This is a genomic window from Alcanivorax sp. (genome assembly GCF_014762765.1).
In the GTDB taxonomy this organism is placed as follows: domain Bacteria; phylum Pseudomonadota; class Gammaproteobacteria; order Pseudomonadales; family Alcanivoracaceae; genus Alcanivorax.
Genome location: NZ_JABURH010000103.1, coordinates 38,159 through 50,676 on the forward strand (window position 1 = coordinate 38,159; position 12,518 = coordinate 50,676).

At 60.2% G+C, this 12,518-nt stretch carries 10 protein-coding genes; 4 read left to right on the forward strand and 6 right to left on the reverse strand.

Annotated features, from left to right (window positions below):
- The first annotated feature begins 2 nt into the window (after window positions 1–2).
- Together greB and HUJ17_RS06200 are read left to right on the forward strand one after the other, a co-directional pair.
- Entirely contained in the window at window positions 3–515 is a 513-nt protein-coding gene (greB, locus tag HUJ17_RS06195) for a transcription elongation factor GreB (RefSeq protein ID WP_290509868.1), read from the forward strand.
- 89 nt (window positions 516–604) lie between these two features.
- Window positions 605–1,231 (forward strand): DUF502 domain-containing protein, encoded by a 627-nt coding sequence (locus HUJ17_RS06200; protein ID WP_290509869.1) that lies wholly within the window; start codon window positions 605–607, stop codon window positions 1,229–1,231.
- 21 nt (window positions 1,232–1,252) lie between these two features.
- Here HUJ17_RS06200 and HUJ17_RS06205 read toward each other — a convergent pair whose 3' ends face one another.
- From HUJ17_RS06205 to fadI, 6 genes are all read right to left on the reverse strand, one after another.
- On the reverse strand, window positions 1,253–2,482 hold the full coding sequence (locus HUJ17_RS06205; protein WP_290509870.1) for an alpha/beta hydrolase: 1,230 nt from the start codon (window positions 2,480–2,482) through the stop codon (window positions 1,253–1,255).
- Between the two features lie 67 nt (window positions 2,483–2,549).
- The gene (locus HUJ17_RS06210) at window positions 2,550–3,440 is read right to left on the reverse strand and encodes an alpha/beta hydrolase (protein ID WP_290509871.1); all 891 of its coding nucleotides are present in this window, start codon (window positions 3,438–3,440) and stop codon (window positions 2,550–2,552) included.
- Window positions 3,441–3,530: 90 nt separating this feature from the next.
- Window positions 3,531–4,733: a CaiB/BaiF CoA-transferase family protein gene (locus HUJ17_RS06215; RefSeq protein ID WP_290509872.1), complete on the reverse strand. Its 1,203-nt coding sequence runs from the start codon at window positions 4,731–4,733 to the stop codon at window positions 3,531–3,533.
- A 121-nt stretch (window positions 4,734–4,854) separates the two neighbouring features.
- Window positions 4,855–7,158: an acyl-CoA dehydrogenase gene (locus tag HUJ17_RS06220; protein WP_290509873.1), complete on the reverse strand. Its 2,304-nt coding sequence runs from the start codon at window positions 7,156–7,158 to the stop codon at window positions 4,855–4,857.
- An 80-nt stretch (window positions 7,159–7,238) separates the two neighbouring features.
- Window positions 7,239–9,398, reverse strand: a complete 2,160-nt coding sequence (gene fadJ / locus HUJ17_RS06225) for a fatty acid oxidation complex subunit alpha FadJ (RefSeq protein ID WP_290509874.1) — start codon at window positions 9,396–9,398, stop codon at window positions 7,239–7,241.
- Between the two features lie 22 nt (window positions 9,399–9,420).
- The gene (gene fadI / locus HUJ17_RS06230) at window positions 9,421–10,725 is read right to left on the reverse strand and encodes an acetyl-CoA C-acyltransferase FadI (protein ID WP_290509875.1); all 1,305 of its coding nucleotides are present in this window, start codon (window positions 10,723–10,725) and stop codon (window positions 9,421–9,423) included.
- Window positions 10,726–10,899: 174 nt separating this feature from the next.
- Between fadI and HUJ17_RS06235 the strand changes: the two genes are divergently transcribed.
- A complete protein-coding gene (locus HUJ17_RS06235) occupies window positions 10,900–11,505 on the forward strand; it encodes a TetR/AcrR family transcriptional regulator (RefSeq protein WP_290509876.1) in 606 nt (201 codons plus the stop codon).
- Between the two features lie 96 nt (window positions 11,506–11,601).
- Window positions 11,602–12,518 (forward strand): alpha/beta hydrolase (locus tag HUJ17_RS06240; RefSeq protein ID WP_290509877.1); only part of this gene is annotated, 917 nt, incomplete at its 3' end.

The following is a 12,518-nucleotide window of genomic DNA, read 5'->3' on the forward strand; positions in this document are numbered from 1 at the left end:
TCATGGGCCGCTGGCGACCAAAAGGCATTCCTGCTTCCAAGTACATTACCGCTGAAGGTTACAAGAAGCTCAACGATGAGCTGCAATACCTGTGGAAGGAAAAGCGCCCGGCGGTGACCCAGGCGGTGCAGGAAGCCGCCGCCCAGGGGGACCGGTCCGAGAATGCCGAATACATCTATGGCAAGAAACAGCTCCGCGAGATTGACAGGCGGGTACGTTTTCTCAGCAAACGCCTGGATGACATGACCGTGGTGGATCGCTTGCCGGAAGACCAGAGCAAGGTGTTTTTCGGGGCCTGGGTGGAGCTGGAAAACGAGGACGGCGATATTGAAACCTACCGATTGGTGGGGCCGGACGAAACAGATGCAAAGCGGCACTACATCAGCATCGATGCGCCATTGGCACGGGCCTTGCTGAAGAAACAGATAGACGATGAGGTGGTGGTCGATACCCCTGCCGGGGAGCGGTGTCTGTTCATCAGCCGTATCTGGTATGAGCGAGGTGAAAGGCGTTGAGCCAGCTCTGTCATGGACAAACGAACCCCTGCGCAACGGCGCTGTCTTATCAATCTGGTCACAACACGATAACCAAAGGCTTATAGCCCATGAGCGCCAACCGCCGTATCTGGTTCTTTATCCGCAAGTCCCTGCTGGGTGGACTCACCATTCTGTTGCCCATTTCCATCATCGTGTTTTTCTTCCGCTGGATTTACCAGACGGTGACGGAAATGATCGCGCCGTTTACCACGGTATTTATCCGCGCCTTTGACCTGCCCAAATTCGTGGCCGACTGGTTGTCGGTGCTGGCGGTTCTGGTGCTGTGCTTTCTGGTGGGTACCCTGGTGGCCACAAGGGTGGGCAGTTGGCTGTGGCATCAGTGGGAAGAAAACGTAATGACCCGGCTGCCGGGCTACAAGACGGTCAAGGAAGTGATCGGCCAACTGATGGGCAGCAACAGCGACAGCCCGTTCAGTCGTGGTGAGGTAGCACGGGTGTGGCTGTATGGCAGAGACACGGATGTGTCAGTCACTGCACTGGTCACCTCCCGCCATGCGGACGGCCATGTCACCATCTTCGTGCCCACGGGCCCCAATCCCACCAGCGGTTTTATCTATCACGTGGACCAGGATCTGGTGGAGTTACACCCGGAGATCGGCGTGGAGAGCATGATGAAAACCGTGGTCTCCTGCGGTGCAGGCACGGCGGCCTTGTTCAAGACCGACAAAGCGTAGCTACAAGCTAGAAGCTAGAATTCAGCCTCTCGCCGCCACCGACTTCTCCCCCAGCGCCGCCTTCATGAAATCGCGCATGGCTTTCAGATACAGCCCCTGATCCAGATGCAGCAGATGATTCCCCGGGAACCAGTGCAGATCGCAATTTCCCCAGTGCTGGTGCAGCAGATGGCTATGCTTGGGTGGCGCGAAGCGGTCGCCGGCTCCGCCGATAATCATGCGGCCGGCTTGCGGTACCTTGCACGGCCACGTCAGTGGTGAATGCAGTGCGGTGATTTCCCGCAGGCCCTGCAGGTCGGTGCCGTAGACCTTCTTCAGCAGGCTCACTTGCAGATTGATCGGGAACCAGCTCTGCATCAGATCCATGATGCTGACCAGCGGCACATTGGGAATAGCGAAGGCCAGATCATCTTCCAGCGCCGCCAGTAATCCGGTGGTGTAACCGCCCAGGGAAATGCCGGTGGCGCCCATGGCCGGCGTGCCCTGGGCGCGCAAATAATCCATGAACAGACGCAGGTCATGGATGGCGTGTGCAAAGGTTTCGTTGAGCAGGGCCATCCCCTGACTGAAAAACTGTGCGCCACTGAACGGGGCAAGGCGGCCCTTGCGGCGTCCGTGAAACGGCAGGGTGTAGAGCAAGACATCAAAGCCCTGCTTGTAAAACCAGGGCAGCGCCAGCCAGCGGGTGTTGAGCCAGTAGGGGTCGGCGACAAAGCCGTGGATCATGATCAGCGTCGGGCGCGGTTCGCCGTGGTGCCGCCAGTGCTGGGCCCAGGCGGTGCGGTTGCGGCGATGGCTCAGGTAACGGTCACGTAGGGCCGGGTTCCTGGGCTCGAAGGGCGAACGAAAACGCAGGGTATGGGCGTCGCCATCCTCCGGTTGAAAGTGATAGGGGGCCACCGGAATACGTTCAATGTTTGCCGTCTGTGTAGGCCGGGCAAAGAACGTATTGGGATTATCTTCCTGGAGAAAAGGGCGGTAAAAATCCACCAGCGCACGTTCTTCCTTTTGCCGGGAGATATTCAGTGTGGCGGGCAGGGCCGCAGCGCCGGCCATACTGGCCAGTCCGGTACGCGCCAGGGTGTCGATGCTGGCGGTGTAGTCGATTCGCCAGCGGGTATCATTATCTGCGAGAAAATGATCCGGCAGCGCATGGAAGTTGCCCGGTAGAGTCTGCCACCAGGGCTGGCTCAGTCGTGGCAGATCCTCGTCACAATAATCGTCCTGATGAATACGGGGCAGTTCGGTCATGCCGCCTCCCTGTCATTAAAAAAATCAGTAAACGCCAGTGGTGCAGTGGCGGCAATGACCAAAACAGTCAGGCGGTGCGGATAAACTCGACCACGCGTTTCAGGTCCTGATTAGCCTCCGGCAGGAAGGGAACCATGATCGGCCAGACATGGAACAGGCCGGAGCGCTCAATCCATTTCACCCGCACACCGGCCTTTTCTGCTGCCTTGCGGACTTGTTTGCCATCCGGGTAAAGCACTTCGTCGGTACTGGCGGTAATCAGTAGTGGACACACGCCACTGTAGTCACCCAGGCAGGGCGACGCGTAGGGATGCTTGCGGTCTTCCAGATTGGGTAGATAGATATCAATCACGGTGCGGATAATGTCCGCCGACAGCATGGCGTCACTGGCATCCAGAGCGGCCAGCACCTTGTCATCCGGGAAGGCATTGCTGGCCGGCGAAAACAGCACCGCGCAGCGCGGTTGGGGGAGGCCCTTGTCGCGAATATGCAGCAGGGTGGCCAGGGTCAGGCCGCCGCCGGCGGAGTCGCCAGCAATCACGATATCACTGGGATTCTTGCCCTTGGCCAACAGGTATTCGTAGGCTTCCATCACCCGGTTCACGGCTGACGGAAAAGGGTGCTCGGGCGCGAATGGATAAAGGGGCAGATAGACTTCGCCATGTAGCTGTTTTGCCAGGCGCCCGGCCAGGTTGTGATAGGTCTTTGTGACCCCGCCAATATAGGCGCCGCCGTGCAGATACAGCACCGTGGTGGATGGGTTGCTGACACTCAGGTGGTCGCCTTCGAACTGTGGTTCGCGGATCTGGTTGAGTGTCACCTTCCGGGGCAGCAGGGTGAGAACCGGTGTGTCATTGAACACCTTGCGCAGGTGACGAACCAGTTGCTGTTCGTTGAGGCCGTGACGTTTGATCGTGCGGCGGGTTACCGCCTTGATAATTTTTGCCTGAATGCTCATGTGTCTTCCGTATTGATTGTTCTTTTATTCACTACTGTATGACTTGCGGCCTGGCAGTAGCAGGGTTGATCGGGTCAGAAAGCGCCGGCTTCAGGCCCGGCGCTTATCCTGGTCAGCAAACAAAGGGTTGTGCTCGCCAAGTGATGGGCTGTCACCGTCGCGGGTCTGTGCGCCCACAAAACGGATGGGGGAGCGCAGCACCGGTCCTTTCTGGCTGTCGGTTACCAGACCTCTTGCTTGTACCTGTTCATTGGCCAGGGCCTCCTCCAGCGTGAGGATGCCGGAGACGCAGGTATCCTTGTGGGCCAGCCGGGCGTCCCATTGATCGCGGGTGCGGGTCAGCAGGATCAGTTGGATGGCCCAGCGCACCGGTACCATCAGGCGCCGCAGTTTTTTCGGGTCGGCGGCCAGCTTGGTCAGGGCATCGTTGCCGCTACCGGCGGGCTTGGGTTTGTCGGCGGTTGAGCTGGAAGAGTTGCCGGTTTTTTTCTTTTTCTTCTTCCAAAGAAAGGCTGGCGTAATTTCCTTGAGGAATGCCATGAAGAACTTCGGTTCCAGGGAGCCCACCGCCAGGTACCTGCCGTCGCGACAGCGGTAGACGTTGTAGTTGGCCAGGGCGCCAGTGAGCATGTCCTTGCCACGGGGCTGGCTGTTGCCGTGCTGGTGATGGGTGGCAAGGGCCATGCTCTGCAGCGCCAGGGCACCGTCCAGCATAGCCACATCTACCCAGCAGCCTTCGCCACTCTGACGGGCGCCCATCACCGCCGCAAGAATGCCGATGGCGCAGTTCTGGGCGCCGCCGGCCAAGTCGGCGATCTGCACGTTGGACATGGCCGGGCGCTTGCCGGCCAGGCCGGTCTGGTCCAGCACGCCGGCATAGCCCAGGTAATTCAGGTCATGGCCGGGGCGGTCTGCGTAAGGGCCGGTCTGGCCGTAGCCGGTGAGTGAGGCATAGACCAGCGCCGGGTTGATGGCTTTCAGGGTGTCATAGCCACAGCCCAATTTGTCCATGACGCCAGGGCGAAAGGATTCCAGGACCACATCAGCGTCTTTCACCAGTGCCTTGAACCGTTCCACATCGCCGGGCTGGCGAAGATCCAGGGTCAGGGACTGTTTGCCCCGGTTGACGATATCGAACAATTCCGGGGACAGTTCACGGGCATAGTCGCCGCCATCCGGTTCCTCAATCTTGATCACTTCGGCGCCAAGTTGTGCCAGAGAGAGGGAACAGAAAGGGCCGGGCAGCAGCCGGGACAGGTCAAGGACCTTCAGGCCGTCGAGCAATGGATTCATGGGGGGATCCTGTCGCAGAGGCAGAGTATCAATTCCTTTGCACTGCGATATCACAGAACAAAGGAATGGAAACTGAAAAAAGAAAACCGAACGCCCGGAAGGGCGTTCGGTGTCAGGGGAGTTATTCGCCGACCGCCTTGGCCAGCTCATACTCCGGCGGCTGTTCCACACCACCGTCACCGGTGGCGCTCATGGCGGGGATGCCGCCGGCGCCGTAGTACTCGTCCTTGGTGAACACGTCCACCTCGATGGCCAGCATGCAGGCTGCGGTAGCCTCATTCAGCAGTGCCAGTTCCGCATCGCTGATCACACCTTGCTGGGCAGCCTCGGCGGCGATTTCATCCACCTTGCCACGCCCCAGTTTGCGGGCTTTCTGGGCAGCGCGGATCTTGTTGCGAACCGGCTCGGCTTCGGTGGTCAAGCGGAAGGCCTTGAGCAGACGTCCCAGGCCCTGGTCGCTTTCCTCCGGCATGTAGTTGCCGCCCACCAGACGCTTGTACTGCTCGCCGTAGCTTTGCAGTGTCAGCGCGGCTTTATGGGTCAACTGGTCATCGGGCAGTTTGGCCAGCGGGTTCAGACCCAGCCAGATACGGCCCACGGTTTTCAGGATCACACCCACCGGGCCACCGAAGTTTTCATAAATGCCTTCGAAGGCTTTCTGGATCTGGGTCAGGCCGTACTCGCCGGCATACTGAACCAGTGCCAGGTCTTCTGCCTTGCGGCCCTCTGCTTCAAAACGACGCAGGGCAGAGGTGGTGATGTACAACCAGGCAACCGCATCCGCATAGCGACCGGTCAGGTTGCCGCGGGCTTTCAGTTTGCCGCCCACGAAGAACATGGCCAGGTTGGTGAGCAGGCCGAAGCGGGTGGCGGCCCAGCCCAGACGACGGTAGATGCTCTTGGTCTTCGGCTCCACATTGGGCACCTTCACGGTGAACCAGCCACGGGTAACGCCGCGGACCAGGGTCATCACCATGCCAAGCAGGAACTGCACCATCCAGCCGGTGAGGTTTTTGCGGAAGCTGGCCACATCCTCGTTTTCCACCGCCTGTACCACCTTGTAGGCGTAGGGGTGACAGCGGGTAGCACCTTGACCAAAAATCATCAGGGTGCGGGTCATGATGTTGGCGCCTTCCACGGTGACACTCACCGGGGCGGAGTTGTACAAGCGACCCATGGTGTTGTTGGGGCCCTGCATAACGCCGTAGCCGGCAGTCACGTCCATGGCATCGGTGCCGATCTCACGACCCATTTCGGTGGAGTAGGCTTTCATGACCGCGGACATTACCGGCGGCTGAATGCCGTGATCCACGGCGGAGCAGCCGAACACGCGGGCAGCGTCGAAGGCGTAGGTCATGCCGGCGGCCTTGCCGATCTTGTGCTCCACGCCTTCCATGCGACCGATGGGGATGCCGAACTGCTGGCGCACCATGGAGTAGGCGCCGGAAATCATGGCACCGTGACGTACACCGCAGATGCCGGTAGCAGGCAGCGAAACCATACGGCCGCCGGCCAGGGCTTCCATCAGCATCTTCCAGCCCATGCCGGTGTATTCCACGCCACCGAGAACCTTGTCGGCAGCGACGATCACATCACGACCGACGATGGGACCATTGGGGAAATGTTCACCAATCGGCTGGTGGTGATCGCCAATGTGCAGGCCTTCTGTACCCGGTGCGCCTTTTTCGATCAGCACTACAGTGATGCCGGGCTCTTCACCTTTGCCCAGCAGGTTCTCCGGGTCGTGCAGGCGAACCGCCAGGGAAATCAGGTTGGCTACCGGTGCCAGGGTGATGTAGCGCTTGCGGAAATTCAGCTTGAACTTCACTTCGCCGTCGTCGTCCTTGAACACCACACCTTCTGCTTTCAGGGAGGCGGCATCAGAGCCGGCGGTGGGTTCGGTGAGACCGAAGCAGGGAATGAATTCCCCCTTGGCCAGCTTGGGCAGGTAGTAGTTCTTTTGCTCATCGGTGCCGTAGTGGCCGAGCAGTTCCGCGGCGCCCAGGGAGTTGGGAATTACTACCATGGCGCTGAGCAGGCCGGAGTAGGAGCTTACCTTGGCCATGATGCAGGACTTGGCCTGGGTGGACATGGGCATGCCGCCGTATTCCTTGGCGATCTGCATGGCGAAGAAGCCATTGTCTGCCATGAACTTGAAGACATCGTCCGGCAGCTTGCGGGTGCGCGACAGCTCGTAGCCGTCGGCCATTTTCAGCAGCTCTTCCACCGGGCCGTCCAGGAAAGCCTGTTCGTGGGCGGGCAACTGGTCATAGTTCTCGGCGAGGATGTTTTCAAAGTCCACCTTGCCGCCGAAGAATTGACCATCAATCCACACATCGCCAGCTTCCAGCGCCTGGCGTTCGGTGTCGGAGATCTGCGGGAGAATCTTGTTGTCCCGCATCCAGTTCATCACTTGTTGAAACATGCTGTGGTTCCTTTGAGGTTGTCAGGCCCTGCAGGGCAGGGCGAACGTTTACGGGCGCGAATAAAACAGGCGCCGGACGCTTACGGGTAAAAGCGTTGTTTCTTTTTGGCCATCTCTATCAATAACGGAGCCGGTGTGAAGCGCTCGCCAAACTGTTCGGCCAGGCGCTCCAGGGTACGTACCGAATTGGTGAGGCCCAGGCTGTCCATATAACGGAACGGGCCGCCCCGGAAGGGCGGAAAGCCCAGGCCGAAGATGGCGCCGATATCGCCGTGCATGGGATCACTGATAATGCCGTCCTGCAGGCAGTAGGCGGCTTCGTTGATCATCAGCCAGGCACAACGGCTGACGATTTCCTCGTCATCCGCATCTTTCTCGCTGGTGACATTCATCAGCTCATAGAGCGCGGTGTTCACCGGTTTTTCGCCCTTGGCCACGCCTTCATAGATATAGAAACCGCGGCCGCTCTTGCGGCCCAGATAATCGTTTTCGATCATCAGGCTGGCGGCATCCGGTGACGCCATGCGGTCACCAAAGGCCTTTTCCAGTACCGGCCCCACCTTGGTACCCACATCCACACCCACTTCGTCGAGCAGGGTGATGGGACCCACCGGGAAGCCGAAGCGTACCAGCGCCTTGTCCACGGCTTTCACATCCACCCCTTCGGTGAGCAGTCGGGTTGCTTCGTTCAGGTAGGGCGCAAGAATACGGGTGGTGTAGAAGCCGGGGCCATCCTTCACCACGATCACGGTCTTGCCCTGGGCTTTGCCGAAAGCCACGCAGCCGGCGGTTACTTCCGGGGCGGTCTTGTCCGTGGTGATGATTTCCAGCAGCGGCATTTTTTCCACCGGGGAAAAGTAATGCAGGCCGATCACGTTTTCCGGGCGTTCGGCGGCGCTGGCAATGTCGGTGATGGGAATGGAAGAGGTGTTGGAAGCAAACACCGTGTGCTTGTTGCCGTTGTCTTCCACGTCCTTGAGCATTTTGTGCTTCAGGCCCAGGTCCTCGAACACCGCTTCCACCACCAGGTCGAGGCCCTTGAAACCGCTGTAATCGGCGGTGTAGGAAATTCGACCCTGCTCGGCGCTGGCAGCGGCGGCGCTCATGGCACCTTTCTTGACGCGCTTGTTGTAGAACTCGCTGACGTATTTCACGCCGTGGGCTAGGCCTTTGTCATCCCGGTCTTTCAGCCGCACCGGCAGCTTGGCCTTGTTGATGGTGGTCAGCGCAATGCCGGCCCCCATCAGGCCGGCACCGAGGACGCCGACTTTTTCCATGTTCCGGGCTTTTACGCCGTCGGCCACAAAGGTTTCTTTCTTCAGGGTGTTGGTGGCGTGGAAGATGCCGCGCAACTGTTTCGACTGCGGTGACATGGCCAGCTCGCCAAACAGCCGCGCTTCAGTGGCGTACCCCTGTTCGATGCCGTCCTCGAAGCCCGCTTCCACTGCATCGATGATGGCCGGCGGTGCCGGGTACAGGCCGTGGGTCTTTTTCGCGGTCTGTTTGCGGGCCTGATCGAAGACCATCTTGCGGCCCAGGCTGTTCTGTTCCAGCGCCGCTTTGGTAATGCCATCCTTGCTGAAGTAACTGGCAAAATTGACGCCGCTTTCTTCCCTGGCATCCGCCAGTTCCAGCGCGCGTGCCACGGCCCGGTCGTAGACCGCCACGGCTTCCACCACTTCATCCACCAGACCGATTTTTTTCGCCGGCTTGGCTTTCAGTTGCCGACCGGTGAGCATCAGGTCCAGGGCGGAGGCGATACCCACCAGACGCGGCATGCGCTGGGTGCCGCCGCCGGCAGGCAGCAGGCCCAGCATCACTTCCGGCAGACCCAGTACGGTGTCGCTGCTGCTGGCAGCAATGCGGTAGGAGCAGGCCAGAGCCAGTTCCATGCCGCCACCCAGGCAGGCGCCCTTGATGGCGGCCACCACCGGCATATCCAGGTCTTCCAGTTTCTGGAAAGTCTGCTGGCACAGTATGGAGAGGTCGCTCACTTCCTTGGCGGTCTTTGCGTTTTCAAACAGCTTGATATCGGCACCGGCCATGAAAGAGCCTGCCTTGGTGGAGTAGAGCACCAGGGCCTTGGGGGCGGCTTTTTCGATGTCGGCAAAGGCCGCGTTGAAATCGTCGGCGAACTCCGCTTTCAGGGTGTTCTGGGTATCGCCGGGCACATTGATTTCCAGTACGGCCACACCGTTGTCCAGCGGTTTGAGAGTAAAGGCACGTTGTGTCTTGCTCATGGGAATCTCCTTGTTCCGCTGTTTATTCCGCTTCCAGCACCATGGCGGCACCGATGCCGCCAGCGGCGCAGGCGGTGGTCAGGGCCAGGCCGCCACCGCGACGCTGCAGTTCATACAGGGCCTGGCTGATGACGCGGGCGCCGGTGGCACCGAAGGGGTGGCCGTAGGCGATGGAGCCGCCGTTCACGTTGAGAATGCTGCGATCTACCTCACCCAGGGCAGCGAGGCCGGTCTGGCTGCGCACATAGTCATCGTCGGCCAGCCCTTTCAGGTTACAGGCCACCTGGCCGGCGAAGGCCTCGTGCATGTCCACCAGGGTCAGGTCTTTCAGGGCGAGTCCGGCACGAGCCATGGCCATGGGGGCGGCCAGCACCGGGCCCATCAGCAAATCATCCTGAGGGCTGCGGGCAGCAAAAGCGTAGGAGCGGATATAGCCCAGCGGCTCGTAGCCCAGCGCCTTGGCTTTCTTCTCGCTCATCATCAGCAGGGCGCCGGCACCATCGGTGAGTGGGCTGCTGTTGGCGGCGGTAACGCTACCGGAGACCTTGTCGAACACCGGTTTCAGTTTGCTGTAGCCGGCACGCTCGGAATTCTTGCGCACCAGGTTGTCGTCCTTCAGCGGGGTGGCCTTGGGCGGCAGGAAGGCGGTCATCACCTGTTTGTCCAGGCGGCCTTCGGCCCAGGCGCGGGCGGCGTTGCTGTGGGAGGCATGGGCCAGATCGTCCTGTTCCTGGCGGCTGATGCCCCATTTCTTGACCATCTTCTCGGTGCTTTCGCCCATGGTTTCGCCCACCGAGTATTCGGTGATGGACGGCGCCTGGGGCAGCAGGTCTTTCGCCTTCAGCTGGCTGAGCAGCTTGATGCGGTCGGTCATGCTCTTGGCAAAGCTCACGTCACGCAGCACTGCGCTCAGCTCGGAGGACAGTGGCACCCGGGCGCAGCTGGTGGAGTCGGTGCCACCGGCAATGGCCACATCGGTGTAACCGGCGACAATGTTGTCGGCCACGCTGGCGGCAGTCTGGAAGCTGGTGGCGCAAGCACGGGTGATGGAGTAGGCGTCTACTGTGTTCATGCCCAGCGCCAGGGCAATCTCCCGGGCGATAAAGGGGGCTTCCGGGATCATTACGGTCATGCCGAACACCAGCTGCTCGATGTCGCGCTGGTCCAGGTTATTGCGGGCCATCAGTTCTTTTACGGCCATGGCGCCCAGATCGATGGCGTTCAGGTCCTTATAGTGGGTGGCGATACGGGCGAACGGGGTACGCAACCCATCCACCACGGCCACGCGGCCGCTACGACCAGCCAGCTTCATTTTGCGAACAGGCATTCCAGACTCCTTGCAGGGGTTGCCGGTCACGGTGTAATTTTAATTACACGAAATGTGACATTGAATGGTGACAAAGTGTGTCGAGACTAGAAGCCTCTTGGCAGCGAGTCAACGTCGCAATGAGCTCTGTCCGACAGGGGTGTAATAAGAATTACAGTGCAAGGAAATGAGCGTGTGAGAAACGGTACGGCAGTGCTTCCCGAATCCCGCCAGGACCCGGCGGTGCGCCAGCGCATCGAATGGGCGGCGGTGCAGGTGTTTGCGGACTCGGAATTCCACCAGGTGACCCTGCAGCAAATTGCCAAAGCGGCTCAGTGCAGCCTGCAGACCCTGTATCGCTACTACGGCAGTAAAGAGGCGCTGCTCAGTGCCTGCCTGCATCACGGCCTGGAGCAACTGGCCGAGCGCATGCTGGATCACCTGGCCGGCATCGACACCTTCCGCGACCGGCTCAGCAAGGTGTTCTGGGTGGTGCTGGACTTTTTTGATCGCAATCCGCAGATGGGACGGATGATGATCAACTCGGTGTATCCGGGGCGCTGGGGCAGCGATACCACGCCGGGCCAGCAGCGCCTTACCGAGCTGTTTCTGAGTGTTCTGTGCGAGGGGCAGGAGCAGGGCATCCTCAATAGCCAGGTGGCCACGCCGATCCTGCTGGATTTTTTCTACGGGGTGCTGCTGCGCATTTCCCAGATGCACCTGCTGCGCGGTCGGCCCGGACGCATGGCGGATCAGCATGGGGTGCTGTTCGATATGTTGTGGCGGGCTATCACCGTTTAAGGCGCCCATCGGGCCAATCGTGGCCGGTGTGCTTGTGGTTTGCCCGGGGCTTTTCTATGTTGACCAGCTCGCAGTAGAACAATGAAGGGGTCACATATGCAGTCAGGCACGGTGAGCAGTAACGGTATCGAGCTTTTTTATGAGAGTCGTGGCCCGGAAAACGGGGAGCCCATTGTCTTTGTCATGGGCCTGTCGGCGCAGATGGTGTTCTGGCCGGAACCGTTGCTGGATGCACTGGTGGATCGTGGCTATCGGGTGATCCGTTTCGACAACCGGGATGTGGGCAAATCCACCCGCATTCGCAAGCCTTTCAAACAGGGGCCACTGGTGGCGTTGCTGCGCTATACCCTGGGGTTGTCCGTGGACAGCGCTTATACCCTGCACGACATGGTGGCTGACACCATGGGACTGCTGGATGCCCTCAATATAGAACGGGCCCATTTTGTTGGCGCTTCCATGGGCGGCATGATCAGTCAGTTGATCGCTGCCACCCACCCGAGCCGGGTGCTGTCGCTCTCCTCTATCATGTCCAGTAACAATAGCCCCTACCTGCCATTGCCCAAGCCGGCGGCCCTCAAGACCCTGGTGGCGCCGAGAGTGAAGGTGGAAACCGAAGATCAGTTCGTGGCCTTCGGCCTGGAAATGATGAGCAAGCTGGCCGGTTCTCTGCCTCAGGGCCGCGACGAACTGGCAGCCATGTATCGTGAGTGCTGGGCTCGCGGCATCAACCCGCGCGGCATCCGCAACCAGTTCCTGGCTGTCCTGGCCACTGGTGCCCTTACCAAACACCTTAAACAGATCCGCTGCCCGACCACCGTGATCCACGGTGGTGCCGACCCGCTGATCCGCCCTGCCGGCGGCAAGGCTTCTGCCCGTCACATTCGCGGCGCCAAGCTGGTCATCATTCCCGGCATGGGCCACGACTTCCCGCCGTCGGCCATTGACCGGATTGGCGATCTGATTGCGGAGACGGTGGCACGGGCGAATTCGGTGGCGCAGCCGGCGATGGCGTA